This is a genomic window from Pseudoteredinibacter isoporae, assembly GCF_040372805.1.
Taxonomy (GTDB): Bacteria; Pseudomonadota; Gammaproteobacteria; order Pseudomonadales; family Cellvibrionaceae; genus Pseudoteredinibacter; species Pseudoteredinibacter isoporae_A.
This window is the reverse complement of sequence record NZ_BAABWJ010000011.1, coordinates 19,991-35,564: the sequence shown is the minus strand read 5'-3', so window position 1 is coordinate 35,564 and position 15,574 is coordinate 19,991. Positions and strand designations below refer to the sequence as shown.

Here is a 15,574-nt window from a genome sequence, read left to right as displayed (position 1 = left end):
TGGCGCCGCCCTTAACGGGAATTGCCATAGCCTTTTAAGTTAGCCTTCTTCATCAGTGAGTCGTACTGATGAGACATCAAGTGTGATTGCACCTGGGCCATGAAGTCCATGACCACCACTACTACGATCAGTAGCGAAGTACCACCCAGATAGAATGGCACATTGGCCGCTACTACCAGGAACTGAGGCAACAAACACACCGCGGCAATATAAACAGCGCCGACCACGGTCAAACGCGTCAAGACACTGTCAATATATTTTGCGGACTGTTCACCTGGACGAATACCAGGAATGAACGCGCCGGATTTCTTCAAGTTATCTGCAACTTCCTGCGGGTTAAACATCAACGCCGTATAAAAGAAGCAGAAGAAGATGATCATCGCCGTGAACAGAATAAAGTTCAGTGGCTGACCAGGCCCTAACCAAAGGGCAACTTCTTGTAAAACTTCGGCAGCAACACCTTCTGAGCCTTGACCGAACCACTGAGCAACAGAGGCCGGAAACAACAGAATACTACTGGCGAAAATGGCTGGGATTACACCGGCCATATTAATTTTCAGTGGCAGGTGGCTGCTCTGGGCACCTCGGCCGGGCTGACGCTTGGCATAGTTCACAGTGATACGACGTTGACCGCGCTCCATGCGAACGACAAACCAAATCAGTGCAATTGCCAAAAAGCTAATTGCCAACAACATCAGAATATTGATGTCACCCTGCTTGGCCCCTTCAAAGGACTGCCCGATCGCCGCTGGCAAACCAGCAACAATACCCGCAAAGATCAGCATGGAAATACCGTTACCGATGCCACGCTCTGTCACTTGCTCTCCCAACCACATCATAAAGACTGCACCGGTTACCAATGAGGTAATCGCTACGATGTAGAAAGAGATACCACCACCGCCATAGGCTAGGCCCTGGCTCGCCATACCAACGGTCATGCCTGTGCCCTGAACCAGAGCCAGCGCTACCGTCAAATAGCGGGTGTATTGACTGATCTTGCGACGTCCCGCATCGCCTTCTTTCTTCAGCTGTTCAAGGCTGGGCGATACTGCAGACATCAACTGCATAATAATCGAGGCAGAGATATATGGCATGATACCCAATGCCAGGATACTCATACGCTCTAATGCACCACCAGAGAACATATTAAACAGGCCAAGGATGGTATCCCTGCCCTGATTAAAGAGGTTCGCAACCTGATCTGGGTCGATGCCAGGAACAGGAATATGGGTGCCGATACGATAAACCAGAATCGCTAAAAACAGAAAACGAAGGCGAGCCCAAAGCTCGCCTAGTCCTTTCTGATTCGCTAATGGCATCTTAGCCGTTGCCATCGCTACCTCACTTAGCCGTAAGCATTAACAAAGTTATTCTTCGACCTTGCCGCCAGCCGCTTCAATCGCAGCCTTAGCACCCTTAGTTACTGCCAGACCTTTCAAGGTCACAGCTTTGGTCAGCTCACCAGACAAGAACACTTTCGCGCGCTTCATGTTTTGCTTAACCAAATCAGCAGCTTTCAGAGCGTCCAGATCGATAACTTCAGCTTCAACGTTGTTCAGCTCAGCCAAACGAACTTCAGCCGTTACGCGACCAATACGAGAAGTAAAACCGTATTTTGGCAGGCGCTTTTGCAAAGGCATTTGACCACCCTCGAAGCCTGGACGAACACTACCGCCAGAACGAGACTTCAAACCTTTGTGACCGCGACCACCAGTTTTACCTACACCGCTACCGATACCGCGACCAACGCGTTTACGATCTTTAACGCGGCCAGGAGCGGGGCTTAGAGTATTTAAACGCATAGTCTTACTCTCCCTCTACCTTAACCAAATAGTTCACCTTGTTGATCATGCCGCGAACTGAAGGAGTATCTTCAACTTCTACGGAGTGACCAATGCGGCGTAAACCCAAGCCTGCAACACAGGCTTTATGGGACTGCAGGCGTCCATTAGTGGACTTAACCTGAGTAACTTTAACTGTTTTCTTAGCCATGGTTATTTACCAGCTCTTCATTAACCAAGTTAAAAACTTAGTTCAAGATATCTTCAACACTCTTGCCGCGCTTGGCTGCAACAGACTCTGGAGAAGCCATTGCTTTCAAGCCTTCAAAAGTAGCTCGCACAACGTTTACAGGGTTGGTAGAACCATAGCACTTGGCCAATACGTTCTGAACACCGGCAATTTCCAACACGGCACGCATCGCGCCGCCAGCAATTACACCAGTACCCTGAGAGGCTGGCTGCATGTATACCTTAGAGGCACCATGACGACCTTTGGTTGGGTATTGAATGGTATCACCATTCAAATCAACCTGGATCATGTTGCGACGTGCAGCTTCCATTGCTTTTTGAATAGCAACAGGCACTTCACGAGCTTTACCACGACCGAAGCCTACTTTACCGTTACCGTCACCAACAACTGTCAGTGCAGTGAAGCCGAAGATACGACCACCTTTTACAGTTTTCGCAACACGGTTAACCTGAACCAGCTTTTCCTGCAGGCCTTCTGTGTTGGCGTCTTCTTTTTTACCGTTAGCCATATCTCAACCTTTAAAATTCTAAGCCAGCTTCACGAGCAGCGTCAGCCAAAGCTTTAACGCGACCGTGATATTTAAAACCGCTACGATCGAAGGCCACTTTTTCAACGCCAGCGGCTTTCGCGCGCTCAGCGATCAAGGTACCAACGGCTGCAGCTGATTCAGCGTTACCAGTTTTACCACCACGCAGACTCTTATCCAGAGTCGAGGCGCTGGCCAGTACCTGGCCACCGTCACCGGCGATGATCTGTGCATAAATATGACGTGGAGAACGGTTGACACACAAACGGGTCACACCCAACTCACGAATTTTAGCGCGGGCGCGGCGTGCGCGGCGCAAACGAGATTGCTTTTTATCGCTCATGACCTATGCCCTACTTTTTCTTAGCTTCTTTACGGCGTACATACTCATCCGCGTAACGAACACCTTTACCTTTATAAGGCTCTGGTGGACGGAAGGCGCGAATTTCTGCAGCCGCCTGACCTAGCAATTGCTTGTCAGCGCTTTTCAGAACAATTTCTGTCTGACTTGGGGTCTCAGCTTTTACACCTTCTGGTAAGGTGTAAACAACAGGATGAGAAAAACCCAAAGTCAGGTCTACAGTGTTACCCGCTGCTTTTGCACGATAACCAACACCATTCAGGATTAACTTCTTCTCGAAGCCTTGGCTTGCGCCAATTACCATATTGTTGATCAGTGCACGGGTAGTGCCCGCTAATGCGCGGGACTGCTTGGCGCTATCGCGACCTGCGAAAGTCAGCATGCTTTCTTCCAGCTTAACTTCTACAGAACCGTGAATGTTCAGCGCCAAAGTACCGTTGCTGCCTTTAACAGTGATGTCTTGACCTTTCAGGTCGACAGTCACGCCAGCAGGTACTTCAACCGGACTATTTGCAACTCGTGACATTACGATTTCCTATAAAACTTTTTAAAAAAGTTAAATTAAAATACGGTGCAAAGAACTTCACCACCAATGCCTTGGGCACGGGCAGCGCGATCGCTCATAACACCTTTACTGGTAGAAACAATGGCAACACCCAGACCACCGCGAACGGTAGGCAGGCCATCTTTACCAGCGTAGTTACGTAAACCTGGACGGCTTACACGGTCAAGCTCAGCAATAACTGGCTTACCTTCGAAGTACTTCAGCTCAACAGTCAGCTCTGGCTTAGCGCCTTCTGCAACACTGTAACCGCTGATGTAACCTTCATTTTCTAAAACTTGTGCAACACTCACCTTCAACTTTGAAGAAGGCATGGTTACTTCAGCTTTTGCAGCTTGCTGACCGTTACGAATGCGGGTCAACATATCTGCTAAAGGATCTTGCATGCTCATCGGAATCTGCTCCTAGGTTCAGCGATCTAAATTACCAGCTGGCCTTAACCAAGCCAGGTACATCACCGCGCATGGCAGCTTCACGTAACTTGTTACGACACAGGCCAAACTTGCGGTAAACCGCGTGTGGGCGGCCAGTTACACGACAGCGACGCTGCTGACGAGAAGGGCTCGCATCGCGAGGCAGCTTCTGCAACTGAACCTGGGCTTCCCAAAGTTCTTCTTCAGAACTTTCAGAATTGGCGATGATCGCTTTCAGCTCTGCACGCTTGGCAGCGTACTTAGCCACTGTAGCTGCACGCTTAGCTTCACGTGCAATCATAGATTTCTTAGCCATGACTCTACCCTAGCCTTTGAAAGGAAAGTTGAAGGCTTTCAACAGCGCGCGACCTTCTTCGTCAGTACGTGCACTGGTGGTGATGCAAATATCCAAACCGCGAAGCTTGTCTACTTTATCGTAGTCAATCTCAGGGAAGATAATTTGCTCGTTCACGCCCATGGAAAAATTACCACGACCATCAAACTGTTTAGGGCTGATGCCGCGGAAGTCACGGATACGTGGGATAGCGATAGAAACCAGACGCTCCAGGAATTCGTACATACGATCCTGACGCAAGGTCACTTTACAGCCTACAGGCCATCCTTCACGAACCTTGAAACCAGCAATAGATTTACGAGCTTTGGTAACAACAACTTTCTGACCAGAGATCTTCTCCAGATCAGCTACTGCGTTTTCCAAAACCTTTTTGTCGCCAATAGCTTCACCAACACCCATATTGACGGTGATTTTGGTGATGCGAGGCACTTCCATCACGTTTGCCAGACCAAGCTCTTCTTTCAGCTTGGGGGCAATATCGCTCCGGTAAAGTTCTTTCAACTTAGCCATTTTTTAATACCGTCTGCTTATGCGTCTACGGCTTCGCCGTTGGATTTGAAGATGCGGATTTTCTTGCCATCTTCAAGGATTTTAAAACCAACCCGGTCAGCTTTCTGAGTAGCTGGGTTGAATATCGCAACATTGGAAGGCTCAATCGGAGCTTCTTTTTCTACGATACCGCCAGCAACACCCAACTGTGGGTTAGGCTTTTGGTGCTTCTTAACAATCTGCACACCGGATACGATTAGGCGATCGTCTTGCAAAACCTTAACGACTTTGCCTCGCTTGCCTTTGTCGCGGCCAGCGATAACAATCACTTCATCTTCACGTTTAATCTTACGCATTACCCTGTCCTCAATACCTAGCTTGTCGTACCGTTACAGTACTTCAGGAGCCAGAGAGATGATTTTCATGAACTTCTCACCACGGAGCTCGCGAGTTACAGGGCCGAAGATACGAGTACCCACTGGAGCATCACTGGCATTCAGCAATACAGCAGCATTGTCGTCGAACTTGATCAGAGAACCGTCAGGGCGACGAACACCTTTCTTGGTGCGTACCACAACAGCCTTCATGACCTGGCCTTTCTTTACCTTACCGCGAGGTATGGCTTCTTTTACCGTTACCTTAATGATATCGCCAACAGACGCGTAACGACGGTGTGAACCGCCCAACACTTTGATGCACATTACACGGCGAGCACCACTGTTATCAGCGACATCTAAGTAAGATTCTGTTTGAATCATCGTTCGTCTCCGAAACTCTAACGCACACTACCGAATTAAATTTCAGCAGCGCGCTCTTCGATTTTAACCAGAGCCCAAGACTTGGTCTTTGACAAAGGACGAGACTCAGAGATGGTTACAACATCACCCATCTTGCACTCGTTCTGTTCGTCGTGGGCCTTCAGCTTAGATGACTTACTAACATACTTGCCGTAAATCGGGTGCTTAACGCGGCGCTCAATAAGTACCACGATGGTTTTATCCATCTTGTTACTTACAACTTTACCAGTCAGCGTGCGTACCAACTTTTCTGCTTCTGCCATGGTTAGTTACCTGCCTTTTCGTTCAGCACTGTCTTGATGCGAGCAATGTCTTTACGAGTCTGGCGAATCAAATGAGTTTGATTCAGCTGACCAGTAGACGCTTGCATACGCAGTTTAAATTGCGCTTGCAGTTGAGAAAGCAACTCTTGGTTCAGCTCTTCAACTGATTTTTCGCGGAGTTCTTGAGCTTTCATTACATCACCGAACGTTTAACGAAGGTTGTACTTACTGGCAGCTTACGAGCAGCCAACTCAAATGCTTCGCGGGCCAATTCTTCAGAAACGCCTTCCATTTCATAAAGAACTTTACCCGGCTGGATCTGAGCTACCCAGTATTCGACGTTACCTTTACCTTTACCTTGACGTACTTCCAAAGGCTTTTCAGTAATAGGCTTGTCTGGGAACACTCGAATCCAAATTTTACCGCCACGTTTAATGTGACGAGTCATCGCACGACGAGCCGCTTCGATCTGGCGAGCAGTGATACGACCACGGCCGACAGCTTTCAGAGCGAATTCGCCGAAGCTCACTTTAGAACCGCGATGCGCTAAGCCGCGATTACGGCCTTTCTGCATTTTGCGGAACTTTGTACGCTTTGGTTGCAACATGTGGCGTACCCCTTACTTAGAATTTTTCTTCTTTGGTGCAGGCTTCTTGGCTTCAGCTTGCGCTTCTTCCATATCACCAATCACTTCACCTTTGAAGATCCAAACTTTGACACCAATGATGCCGTAAGTTGTGGCCGCTTCAGCAGTTGCGTAGTCGATGTCGGCACGTAAAGTGTGTAGAGGTACACGACCTTCACGATACCACTCGCTACGAGCGATCTCAGCACCACCAAGACGACCACCAACCTGAATCTTGATACCTTCAGCACCCTGGCGCATAGCGTTTTGTACAGCGCGCTTCATAGCGCGGCGGAACATAACACGACGCTCCAGCTGCTGTGCAACACCCTGGGCTACCAGAGTCGCATCCAGATCAGGCTTGCGAATCTCTTCAATGTTGATGTGGACAGGAACACCCATCTCTTTGCTTACAGCGGCGCGAAGTTTTTCAACGTCTTCACCTTTCTTACCGATCACGATGCCTGGACGGGCAGTGTGAATGGTAATGCGAGCTGTATTAGCAGGGCGCTCGATGTCTACACGGCTAACAGATGCGTTTGCCAATTCTTTTTGAATGTACGCACGTACTTTCAAGTCGGTATTCAGCTTGTCTGCATACTCATCGCTGCCAGCATACCAAGTAGAGGTGTGCTTCTTAACGATGCCCAGACGAATACCTGTCGGATGTACTTTCTGACCCATAACGTCTGTTCTCTTAACTGTCGGCGACTTTAACGGTGATGTGACAAGAACGCTTTAAAATGCGATCTGCACGACCTTTCGCACGTGGCTTGATACGCTTCATTGTTAAGCCTTCGTCTACAAAAATTGTAGAAACGCGTAGCTCATCAACATCCGCACCTTCGTTGTGCTCAGCGTTTGCGATAGCAGACTCAAGCACTTTCTTAATAATTTCGGCGCCTTTCTTTGGGCTAAAAGCCAGAATGTCTAATGCTTCTTCAACGTGTTTACCACGAATCTGATTAGCAACCAGACGCGCTTTCTGAGCCGACAAACGAGCACCGCGCAATTTTGCTGCTACTTCCATCGTCATTACCTCTTAGCGCTTCTTAGCTTTCTTGTCTGCGATGTGACCGCGATAAGTGCGGCTCGCAGCGAATTCGCCCAGCTTGTGACCAACCATCTCTTCATTAACAAGAACGGGCACATGCTGACGACCGTTATGCACAGCGATGGTCAAACCAACCATTTCCGGCATGATCATTGAACGGCGAGACCAGGTTTTAATTGGACGCCGATCATTTTTTTCGATCGCTGTTTCGACCTTCTTAATCAAGTGAAGATCGATGAAAGGACCTTTTTTCAGTGAACGTGGCACTGTTCTTTCCTCTTTCAGCTACTTACTTAGACAAGTAATTATTTCTTGCCGCGACGGCGTACAATCATCTTATCGGTACGCTTGTTCTTACGGGTCTTATAACCCTTAGTAGGCGTACCCCAAGGTGACACCGGATGACGACCGCCAGAAGTACGACCTTCACCACCACCGTGTGGGTGATCAACTGGGTTCATCGCCACACCGCGAACGGTAGGACGAACACCACGCCAGCGAGAAGCACCTGCCTTACCCAGAGAGCGCAAGCTGTGCTCACTGTTAGACACTTCACCCAAGGTAGCGCGACACTCAGACAGAACCTTACGCATTTCACCGCTGCGCAGACGCAGGGTTGCATAAGCACCGTCACGAGCAACCAGCTGAGCCGAGGTACCTGCAGAACGAGCGATTTGAGCACCTTTACCAGGCTTCAACTCGATGCAGTGAACAACACTACCCACTGGAATGTTACGCAGTGGCAATGTGTTACCAGGCTTGATTGGCGCCGCGTCACCAGACACGATTTCTGCACCAGCACTTATGCCTTTAGGAGCGATAATGTAACGGCGCTCACCGTCGGCATAACAAACCAGAGCGATATTAGCGCTGCGGTTTGGATCGTATTCCAGACGCTCAACTTTGGCAGGAATGCCATCTTTGTTGCGCTTGAAATCGATCAAACGATAGTGCTGCTTGTGGCCACCACCAATATGACGAGTCGTAATACGACCGTTATTGTTGCGACCACCAGACTTAGACTTCTTCTCTAGCAGAGGCGCGTAAGGAGCACCTTTGTGCAGCTCAGGATTGACGACACTAACTACGTGACGACGACCTGGAGAAGTAGGCTTACGTTTTACAATAGCCATCTCAACGTCTCCCTTACTCTGCTACTGCAAAGTCAATGTCTTGACCTTGCTCGAGGCGAACGTAAGCTTTTTTCCAATCGCTACGCTTGCCCATACCGTGACGGGTACGCTTGGTTTTGCCCTTAACGTTCAAAACACGTACACCTTCAACTTTAACTTCAAACAGCTGCTCAATTGCCGCTTTGATTTCAGCTTTAGTGGCATCCGTAGTCACTTTAAAAACTACCTGATTGGTAGCTTCGCCAGCCAATGCCGCTTTTTCAGAAATCACTGGACCTAGCAGCACTTTATAAATGCGTTCCTGGTTCATCCCAATGTCTCCTCAAGCTTTTTCAGTGCAGCAACAGTTACCACAACTTTGTCAAAGCGGATCAAAGCTACTGGATCGATCGCTTGCGCATCGCGAACGTCAACCTTGTGCAGGTTGCGTGACGCCAAGTACAAGTTAGTATCGATGTCTTCAGTAATGATCAACGCTTCAGTTAAGTCGAACTGCTTCATCTTACCTACCAGCTCTTTCGTCTTAGGCGCTTCAACAGCGAAAGACTCAACAACTACCAGACGATCTTGACGGTTCAACTCAGACAAGATGCAGCGCATCGCAGCGCGGTACATTTTCTTGTTCAGCTTTTGCTCGTGATTACGAGGCTGAGCAGCAAATGTAACACCACCAGAGCGCCAGATTGGGCTACGGCTGGTACCAGCACGTGCACGACCTGTGCCCTTTTGACGCCAAGGTTTGGCGCCACCACCAGAAACCGCAGAACGGTTTTTCTGGGCCTTAGTACCCTGACGAGCACCAGCCATAAAGGCCACTACCGCCTGGTGCACCAGGTCTTGATTAAATTCACGACCGAAAGCCACTTCAGATACAGAAACTGTACCCTTAGCGCCTTCAGGTGTTGCAATATTTAATTCCATGGTCATCCCCCTAGGAAGCCTTAACCGTTGCTCTGCAGTTTCACAGCAGGACGTACGATCACGTCACCACCTGGAGCACCTGGTACAGCACCCTTAACTAACAGCAGATTGCGCTCAGCATCGATGCGAACCACTTCCAGATTTTGAACAGTTACCTGCTCAGAACCCATGTGACCTGCCATCTTCTTGCCTTTGAACACACGTCCTGGGGTCTGACATTGACCGATAGAGCCAGGAGCACGGTGGGAAATTGAGTTACCGTGAGTAGCATCTTGCATATGGAAATTCCAACGCTTAACGCCACCTTGAAAGCCTTTACCTTTAGAGGTACCGGTAACATCGATTTTTTGACCAGCTTCGAAAGTCTCAACGGTGATTTGACCACCAACTTCGAAAGCTTCTTCGTTGTCGTTGCGAAGCTCCCACAAACCACGACCCGCTTCAGCATTAGCTTTAGCGAAGTGACCTGCAGCAGACTTAGCGACACGGGAGGCACGACGAGACCCTACGGTTACTTGTACAGCGTTGTAACCGTCGGTTTCCACGTTCTTAACCTGGGTGATGCGATTGGGTTCAACCTCAATCACAGAAACAGGGATGGAAACACCATCTTCAGTAAAAATGCGAGTCATACCGCTTTTGCGGCCGACTAGACCAATCGTCATTTTGCTAACCTCTCAGTGTACGGGGCTTTTACCCGCTATGGCCGCCCATCTCAGAGCGTTACACATACCTAGGCATTGAGGCCTAGGATTTCGGCATTATTAAATAATTAACCGAGACTAATTTGAACCTCAACACCAGCAGCTAGATCTAGCTTCATAAGTGCATCAACAGTCTTTTCAGTCGGTTGAACAATATCCAACAAACGCTTATGTGTACGAATCTCATATTGATCACGCGCATCTTTGTTAACATGCGGAGAAATCAATACAGTGAAACGCTCCTTACGAGTCGGCAGCGGAATCGGACCCCGAACTTGTGCGCCAGTACGCTTTGCCGTCTCAACAATCTCCTCAGTAGAAGCGTCGATGAGCTTGTGGTCGAAAGCCTTAAGGCGGATTCGAATTCGTTGATTCTGCATCTGAACCAAACTCCAAAATCGTTAATAAATTTACCCACTTCTCAAAGCCTGACGACCCTGAAAAATGGAAGCGGAATTCTATAGACCTCTACGGGTTCGGTCAAGGCCTATTTGTAAAAAAATTAACCAACCCCTCCAATGCTCCTATACACCCCCCAAACCGGGCTTACAGAGAAACCGAGGCGGACCGCCAAATAGCGCCTCACACCACAAAACCTGTTAGACTGCCGGGCGACTAATAATAAGCGAAAGCACATGAGCCAACCCCCCAACCGCATCAGTCAGGTGTTTCAGAGCTATCGGCAGAAACTCGCCAACCGGATTCGCCACCTGGTCAAACCTCAGGACATTGACGACATTGTCCAGGACACCTTCGTGCGCTGTTATGAAGCCGAGCTCAAACAGGAAATCGAGTACCCCAAGACCTACATGCTGCGTACCGTTCAGCGACTTGCCATCAACCACTTGCAACGCTGGGACAATAGCCGAAGCGAGCATCTGGAGGATTTGGACGAGCCAACTGTCCATCTACTATCGCCCAGCGCCGAGCAGGAGTTTGAGTCAAAAGAGCGCTTTTTGCAGTTCTGCCGCGCCGTTGAGCAACTGCCGGACAGCTGCCGCAAAGCCTTTGTGCTAAAAAAGGTATATGGACTGAGCCAGAAAGAAATCGCCGAGTATCTGCAATTGAGCGAAAGCACGGTTGAGAAGCACATTGCCAAAGGCATGCGCAGCTGCTTCAGCTATATAAAGAACATAGAACAAGGTCACAGCCACGACGCTAAGGCCGAGAACCCCACACTCAGAACAAGCCGCACGAACAAATGAGCAAAGTAAGCCAGCTAACCCCCACTGAAGACTGCCTGGACCAGGCCAGCGAATGGCTCGCCAAGGTCGACCGCGGCCTGAGCGACGAAGAACAGCAGGCCATGCACCAGTGGGTTCACGCAAACCCCAACCACCGACGAAGCCTGTTTGAGATGGCGGCCCTGTGGGACTCCATGAGCATGCTCAGCGAACTATCAGCCATGTTCCCACTCGAAGAAGCCCCGGCAAAACGAACAGCACTTGCCTTTCCTGTTGCGGCGGCCGCCTGCCTCGCGGCACTGGCCATTGGCCTGAGCCTTCTGTGGGTGAACAACAACCTCCTGCAGCAGGCTACGTTCACAACCGCCATTGGCGAACACAGCCAATACAAACTGAATGATGGCTCGACAATCCACCTGAACACCAACAGTCGACTGCGAATCGATTTTGACTTGGGCGAACGCCGGGTATACCTGGAACAAGGAGAAGCACACTTCACCGTAGCACACGATAAGCGCCGCCCCTTTATTGTCGAAGCCGGCGACAACACCATCACCGCCATTGGCACCGCGTTCAACATACAGCTTTCAAATCAGAAAGAAATGGAACTGCTGGTCACCGAAGGCAAAGTGTCCCTGCAAGGCCCACAAACCGCAAGGCTGGCGAGCGACAGTCGCAACACGCTGCCAACGCCCGTCACCACCTACCTGAGCGCCGGACAGAAAGTCGCCTCTAGCGAGCAGAAAATCAGCTCGGTCACCCCCATTGAAAGCGAGACTATTGATGGCGAACTCGCCTGGCAGCGGGGCTTTATTGTTTTTGATGGTGCCCCTTTGCGCCAGGCCATGAGCGAAGTAGAGCGCTACTCGGAACTGTCGTTCACAATGGATGACGACATCCAGGCATTGCAGATCGCCGGCTTTTTCAAAACCAACGACACAGACAAACTGCTCAACGCCCTAGAGGAAAGCTTCGGCATTGTGGCCGAACGCCGCGAGCAATCCATTCATCTTCGCCAACCTTAGACCCAGACCACCATCACAATGGGTTTCTTACACACCTGCAAATTTCTATGGCGGAAATTCCTGAGCCAACTGTCAGCTTCAAGCGAGGCTGACGGACGGCTGCGCAAAACGCTCACCACCTGCATGATTGCCCTGCTTTTGCTGGCCAATCCCAGTGCGGGAAGTAAGCACACAGAGATGGACAAGCTCCACTCTTTTAATATACCTGCGCAGCGCGCCGATCGCGCCCTGACGGAATTTGGACGCCAGGCAGACATCACCATTGTGTTTTCCTTCCAGGCAACCAAACCCTACAAGGCCAATACCTTGCGAGGACGCCACAGTCTTCGACACGGTATACACAAGCTGCTTCACGGCAGTGGACTGGTAGCGCGCATCGGCAAATCCGGACAGCTGAGTATTGATATACAAAGCCAAACGGAGAGAGCAGATACAATGAAAAATAATAAAACCCTACTTGCGGCCGCCGTCGCCAGCGCAATCAGCGCGACCGCCGCCCCAAGTATTGCCCAAGATAGCACCCTGGAAATTGAAGAAGTGACCGTACTGGGTAGCCGCCAGGCCGGCCGCTCAGCAGGCGACTTGCCGGTTCCCGTCGACACCCTGAGCGCAGACGCCCTGTCCAACAGCGGCCAAACTGAGGTGGGCAGAATGCTGCAAGCACTCGCCCCGTCCTTCAACTTTCCCAGCTCATCGATTTCCGACGGAACCGATGCACTGCGCCCAGCTACCCTGCGAGGCTTAGGCCCAGATCAAACACTGGTTCTGGTGAACGGCAAGCGTCGCCACCAAGCTTCCCTGATTCACATCAACACCTCCGTTGGCCGAGGTACCGCTGGCGTTGACATGAACGCAATTCCCGCCGCTTCGATTCAGCGCATTGAAGTACTGCGCGATGGCGCAGCCGCCCAGTACGGCTCCGACGCCATTGCAGGCGTTATTAACATCGTACTGAAAGATGACAATGAAGCCGGCCACATCGGCATTTCCAATGGTGAATACTCGGAAGGCGACGGCAACACCACCAACATCGACTTCTCCAAGGGCTTCACCCTGGGTGATGATGGCTACCTGAACATTTCAGGTAACCTGCGGGATCGCGAGCACACCAATCGCGCCGGTCTGCATGGCTCCTGCCAGTTCAGCGGCTGCGTGGATACCGATGGCAATGGCATTCTCGAAGCAGGCGACCCACGAGAAATCACCGCACCTCGTCAAACGTTCCGTATTGGTGATGCCGAGTCCGAGCAAACCGCCCTCACCCTGAACGCGGGTGTTGAAATTGGATCAGGCGAGCTCTACGGCTTCGCAACTTATTCAAACCGGGACAATGAGTCCGCAGCGTTCTTCCGCCACAATGCCAACAATGGAGGCAACGCCCCACTGGCCGATGGCGACGCCACCATCCCAGCCGGCTTCCTGCCAAAAATCAACAGCGAGATCGAAGACATCTCGGTGAACATCGGCTACCGCATGGAATTCGACAGCGGCGCCACTCTGGATGTGTCTTACACCACCGGTGAAAACACCATCGACTACACCACCAGCAACTCACTGAACTCTTCGTTTGCGAACCACCTGCTCAACAGTACCGACATGAGCGATGCCGACATTCGCGGCAGCGTGCCACGCAGCGCCCGCGCTTACGGATTGGAGCTGGGTCTCGACACCTTCAACGTAGACTTCACTCAATCTTATGGCGATCTGGCTCTGGCTGCCGGTGCCGCAATTCGCAAGGACAGCTACAAGGTGATTCCTGGAGAGGAGTACGCCTACCGTGACTACGACACCCAAAACGGCATGAGCTTATACAGCAGCGACCGCAGTGGCGGTATCCAGGGCTTCCCTGGCATCGGTCCACAATCCGCTGTTGATGAAGAGCGCGATGTGAATTCCCTGTATCTGGATGGCGAATACCAAGTTACCGACGACCTCATGATCAGCGCCGCCATGCGTTACGATGACTACGACGGCTTCGGCAACACCGTCAACTACAAACTGGCGGGCAGCTTCGCTGCCAGCGACACGGTACGTTTGCGCGCCGCAGCCAGCACCGGTTTCCGCGCACCCTCCATGCAACAGCTGTACTTTAATAACGTCAGCACCCAGTTTGTGACGGACGCTAACGGCAATCTGGTTGCCGCTGAACGCGGCACCTTTCGCAACGACAGCGCTGTCGCCCAAGCCATCGGCATCCCCGCCCTGAAAGAAGAAGAGTCTCTAAACCTGAGCTTCGGCATCGTGGCCGACCTGAGCGATCAACTCAACGTCACCATCGACTTCTATCAAGTGCAAATCGATGATCGCATCGTCATCAGCCGCGGTCTCGGACTTGGCCTGAACGATGAGCTGGATGCCGCACTGAACAGCGCAGGCGCCTCTCAGGCGCAGTTCTTCCTGAACGGCGCTGACACCGAAACCAAAGGTGTCGATATCGTCGCTTCTTATGAAGGCATCGAACTCGGTGGCGGTAATCTCGACATCACTATGGCAGCCAATTACACCAAGACCGATGTCACCAGCCTGTTCACACCGGCCAACAGCGGACTGTCAGCCCTGAGCACCGACCAGGTATTCAGCTCTCAAGACATCTCCATCATCGAGGAATGGCAACCCAAAGACCGCATCAGCGTGAGCGGCCTTTACACCAATGACAACTGGACGATGAATCTCTCGTTCAACCGATTTGGTGAATACACCATCGAAGACGGTGGTCGCCAGACCTATGGCGCCGAGATTCTCACGGATCTGCGCGTCGCCTATAACTTCGACAACGGCTTTGGCATCAACTTCGGCGGCAACAACATCTTTGATGTTACGCCGGATGAAAACCAGATTGGCAACTCAAGAAGTGGGGCAATTGAAGATGGCCCTGGTGGAAATCTGATCGTCGACAGCAAAGGAGTGTTTACTTACTCTCGTCGCTCAGCCCCATTTGGCTTCAATGGCGCTTATTACTATCTCGGCGTTACCTACGACTTCTAAGCCCACCCGCCGTCATCAAAGCGGCAAAATACGCGGCAATCAATCAAAGCCATCCCCCTCTGGGGATGGCTTTTTTATATCGGCGAGCAAAAAATCACCATATTTCTTTTAATTTAGGTTCAATAAGGGCGCAAGACTCCGTATAA

General features: G+C 50.9%; 25 protein-coding genes. 3 read left to right on the top strand and 22 right to left on the bottom strand.

From position 1 onward, the window contains the following. Positions 1-11: 11 nt before the first annotated feature. The 22 genes from secY to rpsJ form a co-directional block, all read right to left on the bottom strand. Positions 12-1,334: a preprotein translocase subunit SecY gene (secY, locus tag ABWW03_RS17750; protein ID WP_353410607.1), complete on the bottom strand. Its 1,323-nt coding sequence runs from the start codon at positions 1,332-1,334 to the stop codon at positions 12-14. Between the two features lie 33 nt (positions 1,335-1,367). Next, a complete protein-coding gene (gene rplO, locus ABWW03_RS17745; protein WP_166843507.1) occupies positions 1,368-1,802 on the bottom strand; it encodes a 50S ribosomal protein L15 in 435 nt (144 codons plus the stop codon). Between the two features lie 4 nt (positions 1,803-1,806). Further along, a complete protein-coding gene (rpmD, locus tag ABWW03_RS17740) occupies positions 1,807-1,992 on the bottom strand; it encodes a 50S ribosomal protein L30 (protein WP_166843506.1) in 186 nt (61 codons plus the stop codon). Positions 1,993-2,029: 37 nt separating this feature from the next. Continuing rightward, positions 2,030-2,539: a 30S ribosomal protein S5 gene (gene rpsE / locus ABWW03_RS17735; protein ID WP_166843505.1), complete on the bottom strand. Its 510-nt coding sequence runs from the start codon at positions 2,537-2,539 to the stop codon at positions 2,030-2,032. Positions 2,540-2,549: 10 nt separating this feature from the next. Further along, entirely contained in the window at positions 2,550-2,900 is a 351-nt protein-coding gene (gene rplR, locus ABWW03_RS17730; RefSeq protein WP_166843504.1) for a 50S ribosomal protein L18, read from the bottom strand. Between the two features lie 10 nt (positions 2,901-2,910). Then, the gene (rplF, locus tag ABWW03_RS17725; RefSeq protein WP_353410603.1) at positions 2,911-3,444 is read right to left on the bottom strand and encodes a 50S ribosomal protein L6; all 534 of its coding nucleotides are present in this window, start codon (positions 3,442-3,444) and stop codon (positions 2,911-2,913) included. Positions 3,445-3,479: 35 nt separating this feature from the next. Continuing rightward, positions 3,480-3,872, bottom strand: coding sequence for a 30S ribosomal protein S8 (rpsH, locus tag ABWW03_RS17720; RefSeq protein ID WP_353410601.1), 393 nt, complete (start codon positions 3,870-3,872; stop codon positions 3,480-3,482). Between the two features lie 31 nt (positions 3,873-3,903). After that, on the bottom strand, positions 3,904-4,209 hold the full coding sequence (gene rpsN, locus ABWW03_RS17715) for a 30S ribosomal protein S14 (protein WP_353410598.1): 306 nt from the start codon (positions 4,207-4,209) through the stop codon (positions 3,904-3,906). A 9-nt stretch (positions 4,210-4,218) separates the two neighbouring features. Next, positions 4,219-4,758: a 50S ribosomal protein L5 gene (rplE, locus tag ABWW03_RS17710; RefSeq protein WP_166843500.1), complete on the bottom strand. Its 540-nt coding sequence runs from the start codon at positions 4,756-4,758 to the stop codon at positions 4,219-4,221. A 17-nt stretch (positions 4,759-4,775) separates the two neighbouring features. Beyond that, entirely contained in the window at positions 4,776-5,093 is a 318-nt protein-coding gene (gene rplX, locus ABWW03_RS17705) for a 50S ribosomal protein L24 (RefSeq protein ID WP_353410596.1), read from the bottom strand. Positions 5,094-5,126: 33 nt separating this feature from the next. Beyond that, positions 5,127-5,495, bottom strand: coding sequence for a 50S ribosomal protein L14 (gene rplN / locus ABWW03_RS17700; protein ID WP_166843498.1), 369 nt, complete (start codon positions 5,493-5,495; stop codon positions 5,127-5,129). A 35-nt stretch (positions 5,496-5,530) separates the two neighbouring features. Next, positions 5,531-5,797, bottom strand: a complete 267-nt coding sequence (rpsQ, locus tag ABWW03_RS17695; RefSeq protein WP_166843497.1) for a 30S ribosomal protein S17 — start codon at positions 5,795-5,797, stop codon at positions 5,531-5,533. Positions 5,798-5,799: 2 nt separating this feature from the next. Beyond that, positions 5,800-5,991: a 50S ribosomal protein L29 gene (rpmC, locus tag ABWW03_RS17690; protein ID WP_166843496.1), complete on the bottom strand. Its 192-nt coding sequence runs from the start codon at positions 5,989-5,991 to the stop codon at positions 5,800-5,802. After that, a complete protein-coding gene (gene rplP, locus ABWW03_RS17685; RefSeq protein ID WP_166843495.1) occupies positions 5,991-6,404 on the bottom strand; it encodes a 50S ribosomal protein L16 in 414 nt (137 codons plus the stop codon). The genes rpmC and rplP overlap by 1 nt, the downstream gene beginning before the upstream one ends. 12 nt (positions 6,405-6,416) lie before the next feature. Continuing rightward, positions 6,417-7,106, bottom strand: a complete 690-nt coding sequence (rpsC, locus tag ABWW03_RS17680) for a 30S ribosomal protein S3 (protein WP_166843494.1) — start codon at positions 7,104-7,106, stop codon at positions 6,417-6,419. A 13-nt stretch (positions 7,107-7,119) separates the two neighbouring features. Beyond that, complete coding sequence (rplV, locus tag ABWW03_RS17675; RefSeq protein WP_353410592.1) at positions 7,120-7,452, bottom strand: 50S ribosomal protein L22; 333 nt, start codon at positions 7,450-7,452, stop codon at positions 7,120-7,122. A gap of 12 nt (positions 7,453-7,464) precedes the next feature. Further along, positions 7,465-7,743, bottom strand: coding sequence for a 30S ribosomal protein S19 (gene rpsS, locus ABWW03_RS17670; protein ID WP_166843492.1), 279 nt, complete (start codon positions 7,741-7,743; stop codon positions 7,465-7,467). Positions 7,744-7,781: 38 nt separating this feature from the next. Then, the gene (gene rplB / locus ABWW03_RS17665) at positions 7,782-8,609 is read right to left on the bottom strand and encodes a 50S ribosomal protein L2 (protein ID WP_353410589.1); all 828 of its coding nucleotides are present in this window, start codon (positions 8,607-8,609) and stop codon (positions 7,782-7,784) included. A gap of 13 nt (positions 8,610-8,622) precedes the next feature. Next, entirely contained in the window at positions 8,623-8,919 is a 297-nt protein-coding gene (gene rplW / locus ABWW03_RS17660) for a 50S ribosomal protein L23 (RefSeq protein ID WP_353410587.1), read from the bottom strand. After that, the gene (gene rplD, locus ABWW03_RS17655) at positions 8,916-9,530 is read right to left on the bottom strand and encodes a 50S ribosomal protein L4 (protein ID WP_353410585.1); all 615 of its coding nucleotides are present in this window, start codon (positions 9,528-9,530) and stop codon (positions 8,916-8,918) included. Before rplD ends, rplW begins: the two co-directional genes overlap by 4 nt. A 20-nt stretch (positions 9,531-9,550) precedes the next feature. Beyond that, positions 9,551-10,195 carry a 50S ribosomal protein L3 gene (gene rplC, locus ABWW03_RS17650; protein WP_353410583.1) on the bottom strand — a complete coding sequence of 215 codons (645 nt, stop codon included), beginning with the start codon at positions 10,193-10,195 and terminating at the stop codon, positions 9,551-9,553. 107 nt (positions 10,196-10,302) lie between these two features. After that, positions 10,303-10,614 (bottom strand): 30S ribosomal protein S10, encoded by a 312-nt coding sequence (gene rpsJ / locus ABWW03_RS17645; protein WP_166843487.1) that lies wholly within the window; start codon positions 10,612-10,614, stop codon positions 10,303-10,305. 255 nt (positions 10,615-10,869) lie between these two features. On the opposite strand from rpsJ, the gene ABWW03_RS17640 reads away from it, so the two are divergent. From ABWW03_RS17640 to ABWW03_RS17630, 3 genes are all read left to right on the top strand, one after another. Further along, complete coding sequence (locus ABWW03_RS17640; RefSeq protein WP_353410580.1) at positions 10,870-11,439, top strand: RNA polymerase sigma factor; 570 nt, start codon at positions 10,870-10,872, stop codon at positions 11,437-11,439. Further along, entirely contained in the window at positions 11,436-12,443 is a 1,008-nt protein-coding gene (locus ABWW03_RS17635; RefSeq protein WP_353410578.1) for a FecR family protein, read from the top strand. Before ABWW03_RS17640 ends, ABWW03_RS17635 begins: the two co-directional genes overlap by 4 nt. Positions 12,444-12,566: 123 nt before the next feature. Beyond that, positions 12,567-15,428, top strand: a complete 2,862-nt coding sequence (locus ABWW03_RS17630; RefSeq protein WP_353410576.1) for a TonB-dependent receptor plug domain-containing protein — start codon at positions 12,567-12,569, stop codon at positions 15,426-15,428. Positions 15,429-15,574 lie beyond the last annotated feature (146 nt).